23 protein-coding genes are annotated in these 24,285 nt (G+C 47.5%); 1 reads left to right on the top strand and 22 read right to left on the bottom strand.

All coding sequences use genetic code 11. The features are described 5' to 3' along the window. Positions 1-14 precede the first annotated feature (14 nt). The 18 genes from AC3WTP_RS14625 to AC3WTP_RS14710 form a co-directional block, all read right to left on the bottom strand. Positions 15-2,882, bottom strand: a complete 2,868-nt coding sequence (locus AC3WTP_RS14625) for an ATP-binding protein (RefSeq protein WP_492395363.1) — start codon at positions 2,880-2,882, stop codon at positions 15-17. Next, complete coding sequence (locus AC3WTP_RS14630) at positions 2,875-3,240, bottom strand: response regulator transcription factor (protein ID WP_492395364.1); 366 nt, start codon at positions 3,238-3,240, stop codon at positions 2,875-2,877. The genes AC3WTP_RS14625 and AC3WTP_RS14630 overlap by 8 nt, the downstream gene beginning before the upstream one ends. A gap of 30 nt (positions 3,241-3,270) precedes the next feature. Continuing rightward, positions 3,271-4,887 (bottom strand): diguanylate cyclase, encoded by a 1,617-nt coding sequence (locus tag AC3WTP_RS14635; protein WP_492395365.1) that lies wholly within the window; start codon positions 4,885-4,887, stop codon positions 3,271-3,273. Between the two features lie 89 nt (positions 4,888-4,976). Continuing rightward, the gene (locus AC3WTP_RS14640) at positions 4,977-5,510 is read right to left on the bottom strand and encodes a hypothetical protein (RefSeq protein WP_492395366.1); all 534 of its coding nucleotides are present in this window, start codon (positions 5,508-5,510) and stop codon (positions 4,977-4,979) included. A gap of 15 nt (positions 5,511-5,525) precedes the next feature. Then, on the bottom strand, positions 5,526-6,833 hold the full coding sequence (locus AC3WTP_RS14645) for an amidohydrolase (RefSeq protein WP_492395367.1): 1,308 nt from the start codon (positions 6,831-6,833) through the stop codon (positions 5,526-5,528). Continuing rightward, positions 6,826-7,479 carry a redox-sensing transcriptional repressor Rex gene (locus AC3WTP_RS14650; protein WP_492395368.1) on the bottom strand — a complete coding sequence of 218 codons (654 nt, stop codon included), beginning with the start codon at positions 7,477-7,479 and terminating at the stop codon, positions 6,826-6,828. Before AC3WTP_RS14650 ends, AC3WTP_RS14645 begins: the two co-directional genes overlap by 8 nt. 47 nt (positions 7,480-7,526) lie before the next feature. Beyond that, positions 7,527-10,397 (bottom strand): ATP-dependent DNA helicase DinG, encoded by a 2,871-nt coding sequence (gene dinG, locus AC3WTP_RS14655; RefSeq protein WP_492395497.1) that lies wholly within the window; start codon positions 10,395-10,397, stop codon positions 7,527-7,529. A gap of 110 nt (positions 10,398-10,507) precedes the next feature. After that, positions 10,508-11,203, bottom strand: a complete 696-nt coding sequence (locus tag AC3WTP_RS14660; protein WP_492395369.1) for a tetratricopeptide repeat protein — start codon at positions 11,201-11,203, stop codon at positions 10,508-10,510. Positions 11,204-11,329: 126 nt separating this feature from the next. Continuing rightward, positions 11,330-11,713 (bottom strand): aspartate 1-decarboxylase, encoded by a 384-nt coding sequence (gene panD / locus AC3WTP_RS14665; RefSeq protein ID WP_458567720.1) that lies wholly within the window; start codon positions 11,711-11,713, stop codon positions 11,330-11,332. 3 nt (positions 11,714-11,716) lie between these two features. Then, on the bottom strand, positions 11,717-12,601 hold the full coding sequence (panC, locus tag AC3WTP_RS14670) for a pantoate--beta-alanine ligase (RefSeq protein WP_492395370.1): 885 nt from the start codon (positions 12,599-12,601) through the stop codon (positions 11,717-11,719). Between the two features lie 3 nt (positions 12,602-12,604). Then, entirely contained in the window at positions 12,605-13,471 is an 867-nt protein-coding gene (gene panB / locus AC3WTP_RS14675) for a 3-methyl-2-oxobutanoate hydroxymethyltransferase (RefSeq protein WP_492395371.1), read from the bottom strand. A gap of 266 nt (positions 13,472-13,737) precedes the next feature. Beyond that, the gene (locus AC3WTP_RS14680; RefSeq protein WP_492395372.1) at positions 13,738-14,715 is read right to left on the bottom strand and encodes a biotin--[acetyl-CoA-carboxylase] ligase; all 978 of its coding nucleotides are present in this window, start codon (positions 14,713-14,715) and stop codon (positions 13,738-13,740) included. Further along, positions 14,708-16,033, bottom strand: coding sequence for a CCA tRNA nucleotidyltransferase (locus AC3WTP_RS14685; protein WP_492395373.1), 1,326 nt, complete (start codon positions 16,031-16,033; stop codon positions 14,708-14,710). The genes AC3WTP_RS14680 and AC3WTP_RS14685 overlap by 8 nt, the downstream gene beginning before the upstream one ends. A gap of 63 nt (positions 16,034-16,096) precedes the next feature. Continuing rightward, positions 16,097-17,257 carry an N-acetyl-alpha-D-glucosaminyl L-malate synthase BshA gene (gene bshA / locus AC3WTP_RS14690; protein ID WP_492395374.1) on the bottom strand — a complete coding sequence of 387 codons (1,161 nt, stop codon included), beginning with the start codon at positions 17,255-17,257 and terminating at the stop codon, positions 16,097-16,099. A 75-nt stretch (positions 17,258-17,332) separates the two neighbouring features. After that, positions 17,333-18,037, bottom strand: a complete 705-nt coding sequence (bshB1, locus tag AC3WTP_RS14695) for a bacillithiol biosynthesis deacetylase BshB1 (RefSeq protein ID WP_492395375.1) — start codon at positions 18,035-18,037, stop codon at positions 17,333-17,335. Next, the gene (locus AC3WTP_RS14700) at positions 18,037-18,459 is read right to left on the bottom strand and encodes a methylglyoxal synthase (protein WP_492395376.1); all 423 of its coding nucleotides are present in this window, start codon (positions 18,457-18,459) and stop codon (positions 18,037-18,039) included. Before AC3WTP_RS14700 ends, bshB1 begins: the two co-directional genes overlap by 1 nt. Before the next feature lie 75 nt (positions 18,460-18,534). Beyond that, positions 18,535-19,338 (bottom strand): 4-hydroxy-tetrahydrodipicolinate reductase, encoded by an 804-nt coding sequence (gene dapB, locus AC3WTP_RS14705; protein WP_492395377.1) that lies wholly within the window; start codon positions 19,336-19,338, stop codon positions 18,535-18,537. A gap of 18 nt (positions 19,339-19,356) precedes the next feature. Then, positions 19,357-19,731 (bottom strand): nucleotide pyrophosphohydrolase, encoded by a 375-nt coding sequence (locus tag AC3WTP_RS14710; protein WP_492395378.1) that lies wholly within the window; start codon positions 19,729-19,731, stop codon positions 19,357-19,359. A 184-nt stretch (positions 19,732-19,915) separates the two neighbouring features. On the opposite strand from AC3WTP_RS14710, the gene AC3WTP_RS14715 reads away from it, so the two are divergent. After that, positions 19,916-20,785 (top strand): YitT family protein, encoded by an 870-nt coding sequence (locus AC3WTP_RS14715; protein WP_492395379.1) that lies wholly within the window; start codon positions 19,916-19,918, stop codon positions 20,783-20,785. 170 nt (positions 20,786-20,955) lie between these two features. On the opposite strand, the gene AC3WTP_RS14720 is transcribed toward AC3WTP_RS14715, so the two are convergent. From AC3WTP_RS14720 to AC3WTP_RS14735, 4 genes are all read right to left on the bottom strand, one after another. After that, positions 20,956-21,804 carry a sporulation protein YpjB gene (locus tag AC3WTP_RS14720; protein WP_492395380.1) on the bottom strand — a complete coding sequence of 283 codons (849 nt, stop codon included), beginning with the start codon at positions 21,802-21,804 and terminating at the stop codon, positions 20,956-20,958. Positions 21,805-21,885: 81 nt separating this feature from the next. Then, positions 21,886-22,653 (bottom strand): class I SAM-dependent DNA methyltransferase, encoded by a 768-nt coding sequence (locus AC3WTP_RS14725; protein ID WP_492395381.1) that lies wholly within the window; start codon positions 22,651-22,653, stop codon positions 21,886-21,888. Then, positions 22,650-23,306, bottom strand: coding sequence for a DUF1405 domain-containing protein (locus AC3WTP_RS14730; protein ID WP_492395382.1), 657 nt, complete (start codon positions 23,304-23,306; stop codon positions 22,650-22,652). The genes AC3WTP_RS14725 and AC3WTP_RS14730 overlap by 4 nt, the downstream gene beginning before the upstream one ends. Positions 23,307-23,400: 94 nt before the next feature. Beyond that, the gene (locus AC3WTP_RS14735; RefSeq protein WP_492395383.1) at positions 23,401-24,279 is read right to left on the bottom strand and encodes a c-type cytochrome; all 879 of its coding nucleotides are present in this window, start codon (positions 24,277-24,279) and stop codon (positions 23,401-23,403) included. Positions 24,280-24,285: the final 6 nt, after the last annotated feature.

Below are 24,285 nucleotides of genomic sequence, written 5' to 3' on the forward strand. Positions count from 1 at the left end.
CATGCTTTACAGTATTAATTATTCATGATATGAGTACCTGATCGAACTCTAATGGCTTCATGTATCGCATCTACGATCATAACTGGGTTAAACGGTTTTACTAAATATACGTCCGCCCCATATTCATACGCCCTTTTCTTCTCCTCAAATGCGCTGCACACCACGATCGGCAGTTGGTTCAACGTTGAATCATCACGTATTCGCTGAATCAATCGCCATCCATCTGCTCCATGATCCAACACTAAGTCTACTACAACCGCGTCAGGCTTGAGCTCAGGAAGCGTGTCAAACGCTTCGCGATCATCCACATATGCGACAACACGATAGTTGTGATCCTGCAGTGTTTCAGTCAACAGCTCCGACCAGCTCTTATCATTCTCCACGAGTACAACTGTTCCAATGGGTTGGGAGGCTTCTGGCGTGCAGTTCGCAGTTTGATTCCCTGCACGAGTCTGGACTTCCGCTAACGGAAGCTGAACTCTGAAGGTGCTGCCTTGACCGTATACAGATTGAACCTCAATATGACCGTTGTGCACATTTAATATTTCTTTAACAATAGCCAGCCCGAGACCGGTACCGCCAATTTCTCTGCGATCCGAATTATCCACTCTATAGAAACGGGTAAACAACGATTTTATGGATTCCGCAGGAATTCCTAAACCCTCATCCTTGACGTCAATGTATACGTTCTCTGAATCATTGAAGCATTTGACTTCAATATCTCCACCTTGTGGGGAATACTTCACGGCATTGCTCAGCAAATTCGAGAATACCTGCATCAGTTTATCGCGATCACCCTGAACAACGCTCACCATGGTCTCATCCGTTAGAAAGATTCTATGAGCAGCCGATGCCGCCTTCCCCACAGTAATGGCATCATTCAGCAGCGACACCATATCCACTGACTCTACTTCATACACCTGTCTGCCGGATTCCATTCGCTGAAGATCTAGGAAATCATTAATTAACGCTGTCAGCCGCTTTGCTTCTTGATGAATATTGCTTAAATATTTTTGCTGCCGCTCGGGCTTTAAGTCTTTGTACATAAGCAATTCTGTAAACCCAAGCACACTGGCAAGCGGTGTTCTCAGCTCATGACTAACCGTGCTTACAAACTCTGATTTCATCCGGTCAATCTCATATTCTTTCGTAATGTCTCGGTGTACAAGCAAAGTTCCGGTTCGTTTCTGATGGCGATACAGCGGCTCACAGTACATCCGAATATACCGATTAATCGGTTCTTTCAAATGATAGATCCAGCTGTCAGCCTCTGATTCACGATTAGCGACGATATCTTCGATCGATGCAATAAGCGGCTCAGGATCTGTCACAATACTACTCAGCAATTGTAAATAACTCGATATATCCATATGCTGTGACATGGATTCATATTGAACATCGAGCAATTCACAGAGCTTGCGATTGACCTGCAATGTTGTTCCGTCGAGTCCGAGCAATTGTACGCCTTCCTGAATCGTGTCCAGCATATCCTGCGTCATTTGCCTTTGTCTTTCAGTTTCTTCGAATAAGTCAACCTTCTCAAGCGATAACGATATTTGCTTAGCCAACCCCATCGCTTCGAGCTCATCCCTACTCGAGATCGTTCTTCCGATCCTCGTAACTACAATACAAGCAATGATCGAATCATGAGCATCTAGAATAGGTAAATACAGCTCATCAACCGTGGAGGTTGTCGATTCATAGCCTCTTTCAAATGGGAAGCTGTCTCGATGCACGAGATACGGCTTCTTCGTTTCAACTATTCTCGCAAATATGGAGTCCTCTAAATGCTCTATTAACTGGATAGCACCCTTCTCAGAGACACCGAATGCTGCATGCTGCCGACTAGGATTCAACAGCACAATGATTCCTTTATCCATATATAAGACTTCCACAATATTGCGAATGATGCTGTTCAACAAATGCTGCATATCGCTGGAATTAGCTAACGACAATATAAATCGATTCCGACGCTCCAAATATAGTTCGTTCTCCTCCATCTTGCGCAGCGCATCCTGCAGCTCATCCTGCTGAGCCTGAAGCTCGTCCTGTTGGGCAACCAGCTCTTCATTCTGTGCAACCAGCTCTTCTTCCTTAGACATGATCTGCAGCATCATCGATTTTAAAGAACGTGACAACTGCCCAATCTCATCTTGTCGATCGGTATAATGAAGCTCAACAACCTTGCCCATAGCAAAATGTTCAGATTCAGCTGACAGATTGTGCAGCGGTGTGCCGATATCCTTAGCAGCTCTGTTCGTAATCCATAGGAAGATGATCAAAGAACACAGTACAAATAGAATAAACCAGGACCCTTCTCGATACAGTTCTTTCAGAAGTCTATCATTTTCTTCAAGCAGCATATTCTTCGTATCTACTTTAAATTGAGCAGCATAGTCGATCATCTTGTTAACCGTGTCATTAACACCGCTGGATGACAGCTTTCGAAGCGCCGCATAGTCTTCATTCTGGGCATACTTGACAGCGGAAGGCAGCACCTTGTCAATGAAATCCTTCGTAAACACCTCAATAGATCGAATTAACTCCTGCTCCTCTTTAGTGAGCGGCAGCTGTTTGCAAGCTTTCAGCGCATCTTGCAATCGATCGTATTCAACAAAGATCTGCTCATATTCATCTTCATTCAGAAAAGCATAATACCCTCGTGTACGGAAAAAGATCTGATTCGTATGACCCGCTACTTCAGAAACGATGGATTCTTTATACTCAAACTGCTCCGTCTTGGTCTGATATTCTATCAATGAATTATAGCTTCTCCAGAGCACGATGCCTGCGCCAGCCATAAGCAACAGCTGTGATATCAGCATCATCGCAACAAATCGTCGAGTTAAGCTTTTCTTCAGAAATGATGTCAGCCTACCCATTCAGCATCTCACCAACTTTGCGAGCCAGCTCTCTCGGACTAAAGGGTTTGGACATAAACTCATCCGCTCCATTGGCCAGCGCATGCTCTCGATCAGATTGCTGGCTCTTCGCAGAGAGCATCATCATTTTAAGCCGATCTCGAGCGGCGTTCGCTCTAACGGCACTAATAACTTCAAGTCCCGTCAGTTTCGGCATCATGTGGTCGAGTACGGCCAAGTCATAATCGTACGTTTCAATCATTCGTAACGCTTCTTCCCCATCAGACGCTGTTGCAACGATGTAACCTTCGTCTTCCAATGTATCTGTGATCAACATACGCAGTATTGCTTCATCTTCAGCCACCAATATATTTGCCACTTGGTACCTCCACCTCTGATATAGTCGGACTTATACCCACTTGCGAATTAATCGGCGAATGCGCGCTTCCAATTCTTTTATCCGAAACGGTTTGGTCACATAATCGTCCGCCCCAAGCTGAAGTGCTTTGACGATATCTTGTTCAGCAGTTCTTCCCGTCAGCATAATAACTGTAAACAGTTCGGCATGCGGCAAATTACGAATACGTTCCAACACTTCAAGGCCATCCATACCAGGCAGAAGACCATCTAATAATACGAGATAAGGCTCTGTAACATCTGCAGGCAATTGTTCCAGAAACGACTCTCCATCACGGTATTTGGACAGTATTACATCTAATCTCTCATCCTGCTCCATATTAAAATGATCTGACAGCATTGTTTGCATCAGCATATCATCATCCACGATCACAAGATGAAGCTTGCGTTTCAACGGAGTCGACGCAATGTCCTGTTCAGATACAATTCGTCGTCTTCCTAAGCTTTTAGCGGCATATAGCGCATGATCCGCCTTTTCTATCCAGCGATGAATACTCAGATCGTGATTGTCTACGTATACTACACCACCTGAGAATGTACAGGTAAAGTTGCAGTCAGGTGTATGAAATTCAACCTTAGAGAACTGCTCAATCAGCGCCGACAACAAGATCTGAGCTTCCTTCACTTCAGTCCTCGGTAATAAAACCAGAAACTCTTCTCCACCATAGCGGATAAAAATATCCCCTATACGTAAATATTCCTTCATAAAGTTCGTAAACTTCGTTAGTACCTGATCACCGATCAGATGACCGTATGTATCGTTTACCTGCTTAAACCGATCAAGATCCAGCAGTGCCATACTAAATCCTTCAGCATTCCTAATAGATTCAGCGTACAGTCTGCTGAACGCTTCATGCATGAACTTTCGATTGTACGCACCCGTTAATTCATCGATAAACAACAATCCATCCAATCTCTTCTTCCCATTGATCTGCCTTTGAAGCCTTGCCAACAGTTCTTCTATATCAACCGGCCTGCAGATCACGTCATCGACTCCCAGTCGATATGCTTTTAAACGTGTATGTTTACTGCAATCCTCGGTAATAATAGTCGTCGGAATATACTGCTTCTTGAGCTTCTCTCCTAACAACTCCATAATCTCAAACCCGTCGGTATCCGGAATATTCAAGTCCAAGATCAGACAGTCTGGAGAGACATCGTGAAAATATTCAATTGCTTTCTGTGATGACGTTGTCGCAATAACGGACCAGCCTGCTGCTTGCAGCTCTTCTTTCAGAACCATCAATAAATTTACGTCATCATCTAAAATAAGGACAGAGGGGTCTGTCTCCACATTTTTCTCGTTAAAGCTATTATGTATGAAACCTTTGACGTTGCGCTCCGATTGATTCAACGTGTATTGATGCAAGTCGTTCAGAAACAACCGCGCTTCCTCAGCAGTCCATACCTCTCTCTCATTCGACTCAATCTGATCGAGCAATCGCTTCGCGATCTGCATCAATTCACTCAATTCAATCGTGCCTGAAGTACCCTTAACCGTATGTAAGAAGTGATACAATTCATCTGAACGTATTATATCTGTACGATTGAACCAAGTATTTAACTGTTGCTCAAGGCTCAACATGAATTGAGTCTGATACTTATTCATCTTCTACCCCCTAGCACTTGAAATTCATTCCCATGATGTTCTCTGCATAGTAAAAGCGCAAAGGAATAACAATACCTTTGCGCCTACATTCACTGATTTGGCATCGAATAGATATCTCCGGTCGGTGTCCCGTCAGCGAAGCGGAAGAAGTGATAATAATATCGTAGTTCGCCAGTCTCATCCTTACGTCTGACTAATGCCTGCCACACATATTCATTATCTTTAATACCCGGTATGATGTGTTTAATGCTGACTCCCGGATACTGCTGTAATAAATACTGCTCAATATCCTTCTTAGAGACGCCATCAGAGGCAGCCTTAACAGATACTTGCTCGGTAGTAAGGTCAACCCAAGCCATCTGGGTGACACCTGCTTCGTCTACACCTGTGACGACATAACACACACTATCCCATATCGACTTCTCTACTCCGCTTACGGAAGCCCAAGCGACTGTTTTTTGAGATTCAGCAACAGCTTTTGCTTCAAGCGAATTTTCATCTGCGCGAACATAATTTACATACCACACGCTCAAAATAGCGAGCAGGAGCATCACTACGAGCGCAGCCAGAACGACAATCCGCACTCGGCTATAGCGCTTCCTTGGTCTGCTTCTAGATAACATTCACATATCCTCCACTTAACGAGACAGCAAGCCTTCGAAACAGCGTGCTGCTTCGCGGCGTACCCGTTCTTCATCAAGGGTCAAGCAGGCTCCATTATTGACTACTTGCTTGCCATCAACCCATACATGCTTAACATCCTTGCCGGAAGCCGAGTATACCATGTGGGATACTAGGTCCGTATGCGGCAGGAGATGCGGTTGATCAATATCGACAGCGATGAAATCCGCCTTCATTCCAGGAGCGAGCAAGCCGACATCCTGAAGCTGGATCGTTTGGGCGCCATTAATAGTCGCAATTCGCATTGCTTCCGCAGCGGGTACCGCTGTTGGATCGCCAGATACTCCCTTATGGATAAATGCAGCCAAACGCATCTCTTGGAACATATCTAGATTGTTATTGCTAGCTGCTCCATCTGTTCCCAGGGATACGTTCACGCCTGCTCGGAGCAGGTCAGTAACTCGAGCTACTCCGCTTGCCAGCTTCAGGTTGCTGGCAGGGTTATGAGATACGCCGACCTTATGTTTAGCCAATATTTCGATTTCTTCGTCTGTGAGATGAACGCCATGAGCTATATACGACGGTCTGCTGAAGAAACCCAACTTCTCCAGATGCGCGACAGGACGCAATCCGTACTCCTGCACATTTTGTTCAACCTCTGCTCTAGTTTCAGACATATGTGTATGAAGCATCATATCCAGATCATGAGCGGCTTGCACGAATTTCTCAATGAAAGCGGGAGGACAAGTATACGGTGCATGTGGAGCAAGCATGGTCGTAATTCGACCTTCCGCACGTCCGTTCCAATCTTTCGCAAAGCGCACAGCCTCTTCCAGCTTCATCTGCTGCACTTCTTCGCTGCATAGACCGATGGCACCGCGCATTAATCCCGCGCGAATACCTGCTTGCTCAACAACCTTCCCGACCTCATCCATATGGTCGTACATATCTACGAACGTAGTGGTGCCGCTCTTCAGCATTTCCAGCACAGCGAGAGCAGAGCCCCAATACACATCTTCGTCAGTAAACTTAGCCTCCATTGGCCACATTTTTTGCTGAAGCCATTGTTGAAGCACCATATCATCGCCGTAACCGCGCAATAATGTCATTGCAGCATGTCCATGGGTATTGACTAAACCCGGCATAAAGAACAGACCGCTGCCATCAAACAACTCCGAATCTTCCTTATAATGATCCGGCAGCGTTTCACCGAGGTAGACAATCTTTCCGTTCTCTACAACCATGTATCCATCAATAGTGCTCGATTCTGCATCCGGATGGATCTGAGCAAAGCGTCCGTTATGGACGATGAACCTTTTAGGCATTCTCAATCGTTTCCTTTCCTTCTTCATCTTGCAAGTAATAAGCCAAGCTGAACAGATCCGTCGTGAAATCTGCAGTATGCACGCGAACATGCGGCGGTACCTTCAGAATAACAGGAGCAAAGTTCAAGATCGCTTCCACACCTGCTTCGACGAACTGATCCGCAACATTTTGGGCTTCCAGCGCAGGTACCGTAATAATACCTATCCGAATCCCCATATCCTTAACTGTATCGATCAACTGATCCATTGGCTGCACCATAAGATTATTCAATGCTGTTCCCATTTTATCTGGATGCGCATCGAATACAGCAACAATCTTCATATTATCTTGCAAGTACGTGGTATAGTTGCACAGCGCTTGACCGAGTTTACCAGCACCGACTAATCCCACGTGAATCTTGAGATCAAGCTTTAGGATATGTCTAATCTGCTCGATCAGATAAGACACATCATAACCAATACCTTTACGACCAAAGTCTCCAAAATAAGCGAGGTCCTTACGAATCTGGGCAGGATTCAGATCCAGCTTCTGACCTAAATCTTGAGATGATATTGTTAGAACTTCACGCTGTTTCAATTCCATGAGGTGCCGTAAATAGATCGGCAGACGTCTAACTACGGCTTCTGAAATCTTCATCGCTTTCATATCCTGTGATCCCCCTTCTACATAGCTGATTATCATCATAGTTTTGATTAATCTTGTAAAGCTCTTTCCTGCTCCTCCCTGAACCAATCACGGATCCGCGGCACTAAGTGCTCGGTAGTCATATGCTCCATCTTAGGACCAGGTAAAGAATATAAGAAATGTTTGCCATAACTCGTCTCGATTACACGGGTATCATAAATAATTACGATACCACGATCCCTAGAGGTTCGAACTAATCGTCCAAACCCTTGCTTAAAGCGAATAACGGCTTGTGGAATCGATAGCTTCCGGAACGGATTCTGATTCTGACGCTTTAAGCGTTCGGACTTCGCTTCAACAAGCGGATGATTAGGCGGCTGAAACGGAAGTCTAACAATCGCTAGACAAGTCAAAGCCTCACCAGGAATGTCCACCCCTTCCCAGAAGCTGCTAGTTCCTAACAGCACGGATGCAGGATGCTCCTGAAAACGGCGAGTCAGCTTGCTTCGATTGCCGCTGTCCATGCCTTGTCCCAATACTTGAACACCATGCGGCTGAAGCATCTCCTTCAGCGGTTCATACACTTCCTTCAACATGCGGTACGACGTAAACAGCACCAACATTCTACCCTTTGTCACAATGGCTACATCTGCAAGCGAATGAAGCAATTTATCGGTAAAGATCGGATCCACAGAGCCCTTAACCGTTGGAAAGTCTCGCGGAATGACAACTAGCGCTTGCTCGCGGTAATTGAACGGAGACGGAAGAATAACGGTATGCAATCTTCCGGTACTAGAAGCCTCCTTCAAACCGATCTGTTCCTCTAAATACTGAAATGACTTGTCGACAGATAATGTTGCCGAAGTCAGAATGACACTTTTCTTCGGTTCGAAGAAGTATCGATTTAGCGCTTCGCTGACATCAACTGGCACTGCGTACAGATGCATCGACTTATGCTTATACTGAGCATTGCCTTCCATCCAATACACAGAATCTGGATCAGTTGCTTTCATAAAGAGGCGGAAATCCTCGCGAATAATTGAGATCTCCTTGAATATCCCCGTAACATCTGTTATCACGGGCTGCAGCTCTTCGTCATCCGCATCTTTCCATTCCAATACAAGCTTTTCGCCCGTACGTACAATTTCACCTAGACGAACATATACATCTTCTTCAAGCTCAGCGATCCCCTGCCAATCCCGCGGTCGAGCGCCAGATTGCAGTCGGAGTACGGATTGTCCTGCTTCAGCTTGTCCCGGCTCTGGAGGCGGCATCAATTGATATAGGACATCATGAAGACGGTCCCAGACGTCTCGTACATCGACGAGCTGTGTAAGCAGCTTCTCAATGCCGTCAGCCCAGATCATTGCTTTCTCACTGCCTGACAGACGAAGCCGCGTTTGCAACAGCAGCAATAAGCCGTTCTTACTATCTTTCACCAAACGTGTCAGCGGGTGCATCAATGAAAAATATTGCAGATGTATGCCCAAATGCTTGCTCGCGGTTTCTTCAAAATGATGCCCTTCATCAATAACCAAATGCTCATAAGCAGGCAGCAGTCGATGCTCAGCTATGACATCAGTAAACAATAAAGAATGGTTCGTGATGATGATATCCGATTGATTGGCATCATTCTTCGCGCGATGGTAGAAGCAGCGCTTAAACCATGGGCACGCCCGATTAAGACAGGAATCGCTGTCGCTCGCCACAGTATCCCAAAATTCTGGGCCTTTATGCGTTAGATACAGCTCCTCGTCATCACCGTGCTCAGTCTGACTTAACCATACCATCATCTGTGCAGCGGTTAATACATCGTCGCGTCCATGCAGGAAATCTCTATAGTTTATTTTATGTTCAAATTTTCTCAAACACAAATAGTGACTGCGACCTTTTAAGACCGTTGCCTTGAATGAAACAGGTACAATGTGCTCTAGAAGCGGTAAATCTCGCTGTCTCAGCTGTTCTTGCAAATTTATGGTATGTGTGCTGACAATTACCTTCTTATCATTCTTAACCGCATAATAGATAGAAGGAATCAGGTAACCTAAAGATTTTCCCGTACCTGTACCTGCTTCAATGAGAAGATGTCGATCATCTTCCATACAATTCATCACTTCACGAAACATCTGTTCCTGAGCCTCGCGCGGTTCATAGTGCTCAAGCTTCTCTTGCAATGTACGGTGAATCTCACTCATAAACGATGTGAATGAGACACCTTGCAGTGGAGACTCGCTAAGCCCTTCGCGAGGAGGCTGATTATCTGTCCATTCATCCACACGAAATACCAATTGTCGGAAGGAAAGTGCTCGAGCATCCTCAGCCATTCGCGTTACGTCGCGCTCTCGTTCATCAAGCAGAGCCTGCAGAAGCCAGCCTAGATCTCGTTCCTCTTCCCCAAGCAGCTCGACTAGACGCTGGAGAGTAAGCAAGGGCAGGTCATTAATGGTCTCTAAGCACTTCACGAAAATATCTGCAGTTGCGCGAGCATCGCTGTCTGCTTGATGCGGGCGGTCATGTACAATATCGAATGACTGCGCAACCGATCCAAGCTGATACGAGGTCAGAGATGGAAATAAGATTCGCAGCATTTCGATGGTATCCAGAATCCTTCCAGTAAACGGCAAGTATCCAGTCTGCTCTAAAGCGCTCCGTAAAAATTGATAATCAAATGCCACATGATGTCCTACAAGCACAACATCATTAAGCAGCGGCACCATTCCCGTCATCGCTTCATCCAGATCTGGAGCATCTTTCACCATACTGTCGTCGATTCCAGTCAATTGAGTAATAAAATCGGGGATCTTAATAGTTGGTCGAACGAGCGTATGATATTCCTGCTCGATCTGCAGCTTATCATCAAGGATGACCAGGCCGATCTGTATGATCTCGTCTCCCGGCTGATTGCCTGTCGTTTCAAAGTCTAATACGGCAAATCTCATTGTCACAATTCCTCTCACCAATTCTGTTAATAGAATAACAGATGTTCGCCTTTTTGAAAATGAGCAGAGGGAAACACCCGAAAGAATGTTCCCCCTCTGCTCACTGTATGTTAAACGATGGATACAACCCTTTTTTCTCCAAACTGCAGGCTGCCGCATTTGTTCGTACATACCTTCAGGTTTGCGATCGGCTCTGGAATGCTTGGATCAGTAAAATGCGCTTTATGAAAATAATGCTGAGCTTTCTCGGTATTGCTGTGAAGCATCTGTATACAGCCAAGAGCGTTATACGCAATGGCCTTCAGCTTCAGATCATCGGTCAATGGAATTATAAAATGCAAATGACGGCATGCTTCTTGGTTACGACCAAGATGCAGATACGACAGACCCAATAATATACGAATTAAGCATTTGTCTGGCTGATGAACTACGGCATTCTCTAGATAGTTAACTGCTTGCTTATACATTCGCAGGGTAAAGTAGCCCTGTCCTCTCTGAAATGGATCACTGTAATCAGGCATATGGAGATCAACAGTATCCATCATTTCCTTCTCTGCATTTTCCATCAGATTCTTGAGACTGCTGGCGGCAGCAGCATTCAGCTTCGTTCCAGAATTAGCAGATGTTCGGAGTACAGCAAGTTTTTCTTCAAACCTCAGCCATTCCTCCACAATATGGTCACTCATCGTACGAAGAAGGGCCAATTGCCGGTCTAATTCTTGCTTTGCTGATCCTTGAACAGAAGGATATTGTTGTATGATGTCATCAAGCAATTCATTCATCGTCGCGAACATGTGCTGCAACACGGTTCATCCCACCTTCGCATGTGATGTTCTTCGTTGTTATGCGGCTCACGTTCATTGTGTGTTATCACGATTCATTTCATGCGGACAACCAGTCATTCAACAATACTGCAATTCCTTGCTTCTTAATCAGCGAATCGTCGCGTGCACTTCCAGATTGGCAAGTTCAACAGCTTTATTCTGATCATCTACAAATACAACCTTAGGTTCATACTGTTTCGCTTCTTCATTCGTCATGCCTGCATAAGAGATAATAATGACATTGTCACCTGGCTGAACGAGACGAGCAGCCGCGCCATTCAGACAGATCACGCCGGAATCACGCGCGCCTTTGATAACATAAGTCTCTAAGCGAGCGCCGTTATTATTATTCACAATCTGAACCTTCTCATTCGGCCATATATCAGCCAGCTCCATCAATCGCTCATCGATTGTGATGCTGCCTACATAGTTCAAGTTCGCTTCCGTTACAGTTGCGCGATGGATCTTGGATTTCATCATTTCTCGGATCATCGGTCATTCCCCTTTCGTATCAAGCAGCAGCATATTGTCAATTAAACGTGTATTCCCATATCGGACAGCAAGAGCAATCAGCCATTGCCCTGTGCGTTCTCGAACAAGCGTGTCCAATGAAACAGGCTCAAGGGATGGAAAGCTGATGATCTCGGTATATTCAATATTCGCTAACGGCGCGGTGCGAATCCAGGCCATTATTCGATCTTTAAGCATTCCTACGGTCAGTTCTGAATCAGATGCGATCCATTCCTCTACCATAGAGAGCGATTCCGACAGCTTCAAAGCTTGTACTCGCTCCTGTTCTGACAGATACACGTTTCTCGAACTGAGAGCCAAACCGTCCGCTTCACGAACGATAGGACAAGGCACAATCTCTACATCCATATTCAAGTCCTGTACCATCTGAGTAATAACAGCAACTTGTTGAGCGTCTTTCATACCGAAATAGGCTCGATCCGGCATTACCATGTGGAACAGCTTGGATACAACAGTCGTTACCCCGTCAAAATGTCCAGGACGCGATGCGCCGCACAAGGAACCAGTCAGCTCGGAAACGACAACCTTTGTTTTCGTTGGATGCGGATACATGACTTCGACAGTAGGCAAGAATACAATATCGACACCGCATTGTTCAGCTAAAGCTAGATCACGTTGTTCATCACGCGGGTATCGATCTAGATCCTCATTAGGACCGAATTGAATCGGATTGAGAAATATGCTCAGCACCGCAACATCATTCTCTGCAACTGCTCGCTTCAGCAAGCTGGCATGTCCTTGATGCAAGTACCCCATAGTCGGAACAAAGCCGACTGTAGGAGATGTATGTTCACGCCGCGCTGCTGTCAGCGCGGCCTTTAATTGTTCAATCGTTGCAACGACTTTCAAAGATTACTCCACCTTTCCATGTCCGTACAGATTCTCAACAACATCCTCCGTTGCTTGGAACGTATGAGCCGCAGCAGGAAATGTTCGTTGCTTCACATCTTGAACATAAGCGCCGATGCTATCCTTAATAACGGAACCGATGTCGGCGTAAGTTTTAACAAAGCGCTTCTCTCGGTAATCTGGCGAGTAACGCAATATATCATGATAAACAAGCACCTGACCGTCACAGCTTGCACCTGCTCCGATACCAATCGTCGGTATCGACAAGCGCTCGCTTATATAGGCGGCAACTTGATCTGTAACCAATTCCAACACGATACCGAATGCCCCTGCTCTTTCTAAGGCCAATGCATCCTGCAGCAAGCGTTCCGCATCCTCCGCTGTCTTCCCTTGCACGCGATAGCCTCCAATTTGATGGACAGATTGCGGCGTCAAGCCGATATGACCGAGTACAGGTACGCCGGCTTTCACACAAGCGTCGACCATCAGCGTAATCTCTACTCCGCCTTCCATCTTAACTGCATTGGCATGCCCCTCTTGCATGATGCGGCGCACGTCTCTCATCGTCTCGCTTACCGAGCTGTGATACGTCATAAACGGCATATCCGTCACGATGAATGTATTCGGCGCTCCTCTGCGTACAGCACGAGAATGATACACCATATCGTCGATTGTCACAGGCAGTGTCGAATCGTATCCAAGAACGACATTGCCAAGCGAATCCCCAACCAGTATCATATCCACGCCCGCTTGCTCGGCAATAGCAGCAGAAGGATAATCATAAGCTGTAATCATGGCGATAGGCTGCTTTTCAGTTTTCATTTTCTTCATCTTAACGATGCTAAGTGGTTGTTTCACGGTTTCTTTCACTCCATTCAACTCCTCATTGCACTCTTTTTTGGGGTTGCACATTAGTGTGCGCAAAACAAAAAAACCTTTTAGCGTTTCCACTAAAAAGGTCCCAGAGCAAAAAAAAGAGGTCGCTTGCGACATCTTCCTGTCTCGGTCCCTTTAGGCTCAGAGCAGAAATGTTGCAGCATAACAAGGATATAATCTTGTCCTGCATGTTCCCTTGCTTTGCGAGTGCGATTCCGATTAAAGATATCGCCTACGAGGGTAGTATATCAGAATATTGTCTAATTTTCATCAGTAAAACGTACATCTCCGGAAAATACTTTCTGGTACAAGCCCTCTGAACCTAACAGCACCAGCGCCCCTGATTCATCAAGCCCCTGAGCAGTGCCAGACGCCTCGCCATATGGAGTCTTGAGCTGTACATGCTTCCCAATCATCACGCTGTTGGCTTCCCAAATCGTGCGGATCGGTCCAAAGCCTTGTTCCTCGTACAGCTTGTACAGTTGCTCCCATTCCAGAAGTATCTCCGCAAGTAATGTGGCACGGTCAATCTCATGGCCTGCTTCACGCTTCAAAGATGTTGCAATGTCCAGCAGATGCTCTGGATAATCGCGTTCATCGATGTTCACGTCAATCCCAATTCCGGCAATCACACTGACCAGACGCTCATCTTCAGCGCTCGACTCCAGCAGGATACCGCAAACCTTGCGGTTCTCGATCAGCAGATCATTAGGCCATTTGATGCCTATCGGAACATTCACAACTCTCTTGATGGCTCTGCATACTGCTACCGCGGTTAGCAGAGTCAGGTGCGGTGTAAATTGCAGCGGAATGCGCGGCTTCATCACCATACTCATCCATATGCCCTTGCCTGGCGGCGAGAACCAGGATCTGCCTTGGCGACCGCGTCCAGATATCTGCTCTTCCGCAATGACAAGCGAGCCATCATCAGCGCCCTCTTGTATCCATGCAAGAGCTTCGTTCTGAGTAGAGTCGGTTCGACTCAGCACTCGAACCTGTCTGCCGAAGCGCTCTGTCTTCAGCTTCGACAACAGCGATATCTCGTCCAGCTTTGTCGGCTGCTGCACTAGGCGATAGCCAAGCTTAGGAGTTGCTTCAAAATCATATCCCTTGGCACGAAGCCGATTAATATGCTTCCACACTGCTGTACGAGAGATTTGCAGCTCGCGGCTGATTTCTTCACCGGAAATATATTCATTCGGCCGTTCCTGGAACCAAGCCAACAATCGGTCACTCATCAAGTTCTCTTCCTTCCTCCGCCATCATGCGGCGGATATAGGTCAATAGCGCTTCCGCTGTGTTCGGAAGCGTTAAGGTGGCGACGGCGAGCCATGCCTGTTCGAGGCAGGCTCGCATCCACGGGCCGGCGGGGCGTTCAACCGCCGCCAGCACGTCACCGCCGCTCACGGCCAGGTCGGTCAGCTTGCGCACCGGCATCGCCGTGAGCCACGCTTCCCCGTCCCGCAGCAGTATGTCCCATGCTGCGGGCACGGGCTCGTCTGGCGCCGCCGCCTGCAGGGCGCGGCGGCATGCCAGCGCTGTGCGAAGCGCTGGCTCGCCATCGGCGAGCACGGCGCGCGCGCACGCTTCGCGTAAGGCTCGCGCGTCGGTGGCGGCATAGCCGTCACCGGCCGCCGCGCTGAGCCGCGCGTAGGCGCGCAGAACGCCCAGTATGGCGTTCTGCTGCGCCCCGGAGAGGCGGAGCGCCCGTGTAACGGGCTCCGCCTCAGGCGCGTCTGCGCCGTGCCCCAGCGCGAGCAGCGCGAAACGTGTTTCCGGACTCACCGGGTCCGGAAACGCGGCTAGCGCGCAGCAGCAGCGCTGCCACGCGGGCCCGGCAGACCGCGCGAGGAAGCCCAGCGGCTCCTTCGCATAGCTGAGGAGCCCGCTGCGCGCGAGCAGCGCCACGCCGGCCTGCGGCGCCGGCCCCTCGAGCAGCTTCCACAGCTCGCTCTGCACGCGCTCCATCGCGATATGCTGCAGCAGCTCGCGCGACTGCAGCATGCCGCGCCACACGCCCTTCGCAAGCCGCATGCCGAGCACCGACGCGAATCGGATGCCGCGCAGCATGCGCAGCGCGTCTTCATGAAAGCGCGTCGCTGCATCGCCAACGCTGCGGATGCGTCCCGCCGCCATATCCGCTTGACCTCCAAACGGGTCCAGCAGCTCGCCATCGGCGGACAGCGCCAGCGCGTTCATCGTGAAGTCGCGCCGCCTCAGATCCTCAACAATGTCATCTATATATACAACCTCTTCCGGCTTACGATAGTTCACATATTGTGTCTCCGTGCGAAACGTTGTAACCTCGATCGGTATGCCGTTCGACATGACCGTCATCGTTCCATGCTTCTCTCCAGTCGGGATGACATGCGCAAACAAGGAAGCCACATCCGCTGGAAGAGCGGACGTGGCGATATCCACATCATGAATCGGACGCTTCAGCAGCGTATCCCGTACACAGCCGCCTACCATATAAGCAGCGTATCCATGTTCATTCAGTTGGTTTATAATGCTGCGCCCTTCATCAGCCAGCGGACCTTCCATGTATAATTTCACGTATGACACCTCTTCAACTTTGCGTTGACAATTCAATACCCCACAGAAGGATGGCTCGAGCTCTTAACACTGCGGCTTCGGAGCATGAACTTCACGATTCAATACCCGATAGTAGATCTTCTCGTATTCCCAAGTGATAAGATCATTGCAGAATTCGTGGCGAGCCCGATGCAAGCAAGCTTCACGCATGCGTGCCGCCATCTCCTCGTCTTGAAGCAGTTGTATCGCATATTCAGCCATCTGATCAGTATGGCCAATTGGAGCCAGAAAGCCCGTTTCACCATGCGAAACCAACTCTGGAATCCCGCCAGCGAGCGACCCGATCGTCGGAACACCGCACGCCATCGCTTCCAGCGCTACGAGACCGAAGCTCTCTTTCTCTGAAGGAAGCAGCAGCACATCGGCGAGCGAGATCACCTGTGCGATCTCATCCTGCTTACCGAGAAAATGAACGCGATCCTCCAAGCCCATGCTTCGAATCTTGCACTGCACCTTTGTCATATCTGGACCCTCGCCCACAAACACAAGGCGGGAAGGCACTTTCTCCTGCACCTTCGCGAATATATCTAACACATCCCCAACCCGCTTCACAGGTCGGAAATTTGAAATATGCATCATTATTTTCTCGTGAGGATATGCAAATTCGGAACGAAGATGCGATATATCACGTGGGTAATAAACACGCTTATCGATAAAGTTATAAGTTAAATCGATCGGTCGCGTAATATCCAGCAACTCTCGAGTTTCACGAATAAGATCCTTGGATACAGCGGTAACCGCATCACTTTCGTTGATTGCGAAGCGAATCATATCCTTGAGCGATTCATCCTGCGCTAGAACCGTAATATCTGTACCATGCAGTGTCGTTACAACCTTCAATCCAGGATGCGCCATCTGCTTAGCCAAGTATGCGCACACCGCATGCGGAATCGCATAATGGACATGAAGCACATCCAACTGCTGCATGTTCGCTACCTGAGCCATCCGGCTTGCAAGCGACAAGTCATACGGAGGGTAACGAAATACATAATAATCGTTAACCGGAACCTCATGATAATAAATATTTTTCTGAAAGCTGGAGCCTAATCGAAAAGGCAAATGATGTGTTATAAAATGAACCTGATGTCCTCGTTCAGCAAGCAGCTTGCCTAGCTCTGTAGCCACAACTCCAGAGCCGCCTAGCGATGGATAACAAGTGATGCCTATCTTCAGCTTATCTCCCATCGTGTCCCTCCTTCGGTTCAAGTCATTCGTCGCATATCGGTTCCCACAGGAATCGATATGAACTCTTGAACCATCTCAATCTAAAAATGATCGGACCGCATAAGGTCCCTTCTGAATAAATCCTTCTGCGTAGCTCATCCCGCGCCCCTGACCTAGCAGCGCATCTCTAGCAGCTACGCGTTCTACATAGCCCTGGTTAAGCGGCGTCATGACCACATCTTCACCAGAACCTGGAGGGGTAAATTGAGATTCATAAGCTTCAAGCGACAACCGCTTTACCTCATAGACGTCGGTAACATCTACGAGTAAATCACATGGAACTGTATCATTAATAAAGTAGAAATAGGTACTTTCCACTAAATGTGCAGGCAGCTCTGGCATGTATTTCCGTAGTTTTGCGTTAAAGACAGCTTCTTGAACCATTCGACTTGCGGCGACATGGTCAGGATGGCGATCTTCCCAATATGGAGCAAATACGATCCTCGGTTGATACTTGCGAATGACGCGAACAATGGCCTCAATCTGTTCCTTAACGGGCTGCAGACCGCGATCGGGCAGACCGATCGTGTGGCGCATCGCCAGCTTCATATGCTCGCTAGCCGCTTGAGCTTCCATCTGCCGCCGCTCAACCGTACCGTTTGAGGACATCTCCGCAAATGTAAGGTCGCATATTCCTATGCTGTAACCAGCGCGTTGATGCTTAACCAGCGTTCCCGCCATCCCGATCTCTACATCATCGGGATGGGCTCCGAACGCCAATATATCCAGCTTGAGTTCCATTAGTCCTCAATCCCCGGCTTATATTTGTGCTGTAGTTCACGCCAAGCGAAGTCGCCGCGTTCCAGTGCTTTGACGAGAATTTCCGCGGTAGCGATATTCGTCGCAAGCGGAATGCCCTGCACATCGCACAGACGAAGCAGAGCATTAATATCAGGCTCATGCGGCTGGGCCATAAGCGGATCACGGAGGAATATAATCAAGTCCATCTCATTCTCCGCCACCAATGCGCCAATCTGTTGATCGCCGCCAAGCGGACCTGATTGAAAGCGATGAATCTTAAGGTCCGTCTGATTCATAATTCTCGTCCCTGTCGTACCAGTAGAAAATAAGTTATGACCCGTAAACACATGCTCATAAGCGATGACAAAGTTCACCATTTCATCTTTCTTACGATCATGTGCTATGAATGAAATGTTCAGCATGTCGCTCCTCCATTATCTATCTATATAATTAATATCCGGTCTAAAGCTTCGTATACTTAAGCATCAAGGTAGGTTCTAGTCATCCAACAGATGTTCGAAACCATATATGAGCTGCTGCAATCCCATTACTTTCTGAATAGCCATGTTCACACCGGGCATGTAGCCTGCGCGTTCATACGAATCGTGACGAATCTTCAACGTCTGACCGTGCCCGCCAAAGATAACTTCCTGCTGCGCGAATACTCCAGGCAGTCGTACGCTGTGAATCCGGAAGCCATTATAATAGCCGCCGCGTGAACCCTCAATCACTTCTTCTTCGTTCGGGTTGCCTTGACGGAACTCGGAGCGAACTTGGGAGATGAGTTCTGCGGTCTTAACGGCCGTACCCGATGGCGCATCCAGCTTCTGATCTCCATGGTATTCGACAATCTCTACGTTAGGCATATATTTAGCAGCTTGCTGAGCGAAGCGCATCATTAGAATAGCTCCGATGGAGAAGTTCGGCGCGATCAGGCCGCCTAATTGTTTCGCAGCACACATCTGCTGCAATTGCTCAATCTCTTCGGATGAAAGACCGGTCGCTCCAACTATAGGTCTCACTCCATGCTCTATCGCAATTCGAGTATTGTTCATCACAAACTTCGGTGAAGTGAAGTCTACGACAACATCCGGCTTCCATTCAGCTAGCGCTGCTTCTAAGTCGTCCATCACAGTCACTCCGCAAGCCGGCTTACCAACCAAACTCGCTGCATCTACTGGTCCTGTTGAACGAGCAATCGCCGCAACTAGCTCGAATGCTTCCTCCTCCAGAACCATCTTGACAACCTCGCGGCCCATGCGACCGCCTGCTCCAACAACTGCAACTCTAATTCGTGTCATGAAGTTTCTCCCTTCCTCCTATGAGCCTTGCTCGTCAATCCGTGTCCAACGGTCCTTATCACGAGTATTGAACTTATGCATGACATCATCATGCGCCTTCGTCAGATCGATTCCGAGCGAATTGGCGAAGCATAAGATAATGAACAACAGGTCTCCAAGCTCGTTTTCAATTGAGTTGTCCGCCTCAGTCGGTTTCTTCGGCTTCTCACCGAATTGATGATTGATCTCACGCGATAATTCTCCGGCTTCTTCTAGCAAGCGGGCTAGCATCGAGAGCGGACTAAAATACCCCTCTTTAAATTGAGAAATGTATTGGTCCACTTCTGCCTGCATTTGCGCCAACGGCTTGCTGCGAAGGGAGTCCAAGAATGCTTGTTGATTCATCTCTGTCATGACATCCCCTTCTTGCACATACGGCTTAAACATACGATATGTAAGTTTCTATGTTTCCTATGTTATCGTAAAGACAAGTGGAAAACAAATGCTTTTTATACGACGATCAATTAGATATACTAATGAAGGATTACTTTAACTGTACCTGCAGAATTCGGAATAGACATGGAGGCATAAAGGACTTATGACAACGCCAATCTTCAGAAAAATGTGGCATACTTTCCTGCCCATTACGATCGGAACCGCCATTTATGCATTTGGGCTTATTTACTTCATCATTCCAAACCAATTGATGGAAGGCGGGGTCACAGGTATCACGGTATTGCTTAAATATGCGGCCGATATCAGCCCCTCGCTATCTACGCTTCTGCTTAACATCCCGCTATTTATTATCGGTTGGCGTTCATTAGGAAAGACACAGATGATGTACAGTGTTTACGGAGTACTCTCTCTTACCTTTTTCCTGTGGTTGTTTGAGCAAGCTGTTAAGCGGGAGTTGATTATTCCTTTTCAGACGGAGTACGACTTTATACTTGCGACATTATATGCCGGCGTGACCTTAGGTACGGGGCTTGGCATCGTATTCCGCTTCGGCGGTACGACAGGCGGAGTAGATATTCTCGCGCGAATGGCGAATCGAAAGTACAATATCAGTATGGGGCAATTCATCTTACTTATGGATATTTTCATCATCGGCTCCGCTTTATTCTACATACCTAAGGAGAAGATCCTATATACACTTGTCGCTGTCTTTATCTCGTCTAAGATGATTGATTTCATCCAAGAAGGAGCATATGCAGCTAAAGCCTATACCATAATTTCTGAGCACGCCGAAGAGATCGGCGCTTTAATTACGACCGAATTGGAACGCGGCGTTACCTTAATTCCCGCGATCGGTTTCTATTCTCGCAAAAACAACCATATGATCTACTGTGTAGTCAGCCGTTCAGAGATGCGCCAACTGCGTGCCATTGTAAAGTCAGTTGACCCGCGCGCATTTATTGTAGTCAGCGAGGTGCACGACGTTCTTGGCGAAGGGTTCAAAGAGGACTAATCCTTATTCCGATGATTGAACTTATGCTGAATTCACTTTACTTGATCACGGGCTGTCTCATGATGAGTCAGCCCGTTTGTTTATTGGTTCTAATACAACTTTGCATTTAAAAAACACAGCGATCCAGGGTATCCTGAAACTGCTGTGTTTTTACATATTTGAGCATTATATTATGATATGTTGCTCCGCGGACCGCTCCACACTTCATCATCTCGATGTCGATATTTGATATAGCCTACATAAGCCAAAGTTACAGACACAATACATGCTAACCACATAACACTCTTCCATGGGATAGATGATTCACCTGTACCAGCCCATGTCGTTTGATCTCCGGTATGCCCGAACAGCGCTCGCATCCATACTTCTTCAGCATCTCGAAGCGCAGCCTTCGCTTGTTCGATTCCAGCCTGATTCACATGCGTCTTCTTGACAAGTTCGACTAAGGAATTCATCATTTCCACAGTCTGGATCGACCGCTGCATCGTAACGGCAGGCAGAATGCGATCAACATGCTCAATCCATGCCGAGCTGATCTTGACCCACTGCTCCTTCGTCTCGGCTTGCAGCATGTCCGACATTTCCTGATGCAGCACCTTGTCATATTGAAGCCACATCGGCTTCTTCGGATGCGTTATCGCATCGACGGCCAGTCTCAGTCTGGAAGTCGCATGCATCAGCTTCTGAGGATTGGTCTGAACTCGATGTAGCTCGTTCTTAACTTGAATGACGGAATCGGATATCGCTCTCACTTGCTCTATCCGCATATGATCAAACATGCCCCGATCGCTTAGCAGCGCTTCAATATCTGCCATCCTTGCGATACCTTTCAGCACATCGCCTACTACCGATACTTGATACAAGCTCTCGGACAGCATATCCACTTGTTCCCACCGTGATTTCACATCTTCTTCATCCAGTGGCTGCACGGTTGGAGCCTGCAATGCTGCAATAGCGCCTGTCCCATGGACTAACAGCAGCACCACAGCTAACAGTATAGCGACCACATAACGCTGCATGTCCATCCCCCCTCCAGTGTTAACCTATGGGGAGATGTCCAGATTTAGAACTGCAAATTCAGTTTGTAACCACTGCGTTACTTAAGTCGTCGGCATATCGCTACTATCTGTACGCTGGAACCGCTCAATTCGTCTCCACGCCAGGTTTCCATATACATGTTCAATGTCAAACCCGTTATATTCAAGCAAACGGTGAAGCTCTTGCGGATATGTATAGCGCAGATCAATGACAGCTTCCTCCGTTCTTAGCAGCTTATCTCCATTTTTAAAGAAGCGATACGTCACATTATGCTGAATATGACTGATCGGATCATAGGTACTGTCATAATAGTACTCCACCGTTTCCCCATTAGGCATGGATATACAATGTGACAACTCGGTTCCATCTGAGGTCGCTAATTCTTCACTGGTCGCATTTCGCAGATCGAATATGAGCAGTCCATTCTTCTTCAGCATATGATGTACATTCTGCACAAAGGTCTCCTGCTCCGCATTCGTTAATAGATGTTGAAATGAATTGCCAGCCATGTACACAGCGTCAACAGGTTCCTCTGGATTCCATTCCAGCATATTGGCAAGAATCCATTGAGCCTTTACGCCTTTCGCTTGTGCTTTATCTCTAGCTAACGCAAGCATCGAGTCTGTTATGTCAACGCCTGTCATCTCGAAGCCTTCCTCGGCCATAGGTATCGTAACTCTACCCGTACCGCATGCAAGCTCGACAACGCGCCGAGCAGATTGCCCAAGCCATTTCAACAGCATAGGCATCTCGGCTGCCCCTTTATTTTCTACATCATATTGCTCTGGATTCACATACTCTTCTAAATTTGTGTTGGCATGTAGATTCATCTGTAAGATCCCACCTGAGGCCTTTGTTTCTCCCTATGTCTCCATGCAAGAAATCCTGCTAGAATGCTAACGCCTGTTAAAATGAACGTAAACCACGCTACAGCCGTAATATCATCCCATAACGTGCGAGGAAGCCAAGGATAGATGTCGTATGTATAATCCAATACATCGTTCAACCAAGTATAGATGCCTGCTACGATCAGGCTGACAGTTCCGAAACGGAATAAACGTACATAGATCAAAGCTTCGACCGCCATTGCGGTATGTGATGCCATCAGCATCCAGTCCTGCCAAATCAATGGTTCACCTTGTACTGCACCCGCGATGATCATTGCGCATGCCCAGACACCATATTTAACCGATGTCACCACTGCAAGTCCTTCAATAATGACACGTACGATATGCAAAAAGCCCCAATCCTTCTTCGGTGGGAAAAGCAAGAACAATATAGCTATCGTAAAGAACAAGCTTGCCGTCGGACTATCGGGTACGAATGTAATCAGCCAATGCGGCTTTGTTTCCCAAGTCTCAATGAGCTGGTACTTGTACCAATAATAACCGTATATTGTACCAATAAAATTCGAAATAAATAGCGCCCATAGTAACCAGCGCTGCTTCAGAAATGAGCGGCTAACATACCATGACAATTGCAACGGAACCCCTCCAGATCAATGTGGACGAAAGACGCCACCTTCAAATAAATACAACCTGACCGTGTTCACGATCAGGTTGTGTACCTACTATATCTTACTCCGCAGCCTTTTGTTTCGCAAGCCACTCGGTAATTTTCACGATCTCTTCTTCGGTTACACCGTTCTTCAGAGCACCCTCGTACATTGGCTTCATCGGACCTTCATGCAGGAAAGCTAAGATCTCTTCTTGGCTCTTTCTATCGCCAACTCCTCTTAAGCTTGGTCCTACTGAAGTACCTTTTAGATCATCAGCGTGACAAGATAGACATTGCGCCTTCTTCATCAACTCAAGCGCTGGGTCTTCAGGCTCGACAAGAGCAACAGTAGCCTTATTCTTCCTAGGTTGGCTGGTCTCCTTGCCTTCTGCCGCAGCCTCACGGGCTTTCTCTTCGCGCTCGATATGTTCAGGTACGATATTCAGATCCTTCAGTTCGTGTTGGTATCCGCTCCATGCGATTCGCGTAAGTGCGATGATCGCAATCAACGAAACGAGCATCAGCGAGGAAGCAATCGGGCGCTTATAGAAGCGTCTTTCTTTACCTGTATCCAGGAAAGGAGCTAACACGAGCCCGCCAAACGCTAAACCAGGGATAACCATCGTACCAATGACAGTGTAATCACCAGAAGCATATGGAAACTTCAGCAATTGATACAGGAACAGGAAGTACCAGTCCGGTATCGGAATAAAGCTTGTGTTGTTCGGATCCGCAGGATAACCAAGCGGAGCTGGCTCCGATATGGTAAGTACCAAGAAAGCGACGAGAGCTACTACACCAACCATCCATTCCTTTAATAGAAAGTTCGGAATGAATGCCTCAGATTTACCCGGATAAGCGGAGTAATCTACCGGAAGCGGTGTAGTCCCGCTTTTTTTCTTAACCCGGGAATCGCCGACATACACAATTTTTTCATTCGATGAAGGCTTGTGCGCCATGTGGTT

This window comes from Paenibacillus sp. EB106-04-04-XG159, assembly GCF_058791835.1.

Coding starts and splice junctions, on each gene's coding strand:
- dinG (WP_492395497.1), bottom strand. CDS start 10,397: ATGAGATTTGCCGTATTAGACTTTGAAACGACAGGCAATCAGCCGGGA.
- AC3WTP_RS14715 (WP_492395379.1), top strand. CDS start 19,916: ATGACAACGCCAATCTTCAGAAAAATGTGGCATACTTTCCTGCCCATT.
- AC3WTP_RS14700 (WP_492395376.1), bottom strand. CDS start 18,459: ATGCTGAACATTTCATTCATAGCACATGATCGTAAGAAAGATGAAATG.
- AC3WTP_RS14640 (WP_492395366.1), bottom strand. CDS start 5,510: ATGTTATCTAGAAGCAGACCAAGGAAGCGCTATAGCCGAGTGCGGATT.
- AC3WTP_RS14735 (WP_492395383.1), bottom strand. CDS start 24,279: ATGGCGCACAAGCCTTCATCGAATGAAAAAATTGTGTATGTCGGCGAT.
- AC3WTP_RS14625 (WP_492395363.1), bottom strand. CDS start 2,882: ATGGGTAGGCTGACATCATTTCTGAAGAAAAGCTTAACTCGACGATTT.
- bshA (WP_492395374.1), bottom strand. CDS start 17,257: ATGGGAGATAAGCTGAAGATAGGCATCACTTGTTATCCATCGCTAGGC.
- AC3WTP_RS14650 (WP_492395368.1), bottom strand. CDS start 7,479: ATGAAAGCGATGAAGATTTCAGAAGCCGTAGTTAGACGTCTGCCGATC.
- AC3WTP_RS14680 (WP_492395372.1), bottom strand. CDS start 14,715: ATGAGTGACCGATTGTTGGCTTGGTTCCAGGAACGGCCGAATGAATAT.
- AC3WTP_RS14645 (WP_492395367.1), bottom strand. CDS start 6,833: ATGCCTAAAAGGTTCATCGTCCATAACGGACGCTTTGCTCAGATCCAT.
- dapB (WP_492395377.1), bottom strand. CDS start 19,338: ATGACACGAATTAGAGTTGCAGTTGTTGGAGCAGGCGGTCGCATGGGC.
- AC3WTP_RS14720 (WP_492395380.1), bottom strand. CDS start 21,804: ATGCAGCGTTATGTGGTCGCTATACTGTTAGCTGTGGTGCTGCTGTTA.
- bshB1 (WP_492395375.1), bottom strand. CDS start 18,037: ATGGAACTCAAGCTGGATATATTGGCGTTCGGAGCCCATCCCGATGAT.
- AC3WTP_RS14725 (WP_492395381.1), bottom strand. CDS start 22,653: ATGAATCTACATGCCAACACAAATTTAGAAGAGTATGTGAATCCAGAG.
- AC3WTP_RS14710 (WP_492395378.1), bottom strand. CDS start 19,731: ATGACAGAGATGAATCAACAAGCATTCTTGGACTCCCTTCGCAGCAAG.
- panD (WP_458567720.1), bottom strand. CDS start 11,713: ATGATCCGAGAAATGATGAAATCCAAGATCCATCGCGCAACTGTAACG.
- AC3WTP_RS14635 (WP_492395365.1), bottom strand. CDS start 4,887: ATGAATAAGTATCAGACTCAATTCATGTTGAGCCTTGAGCAACAGTTA.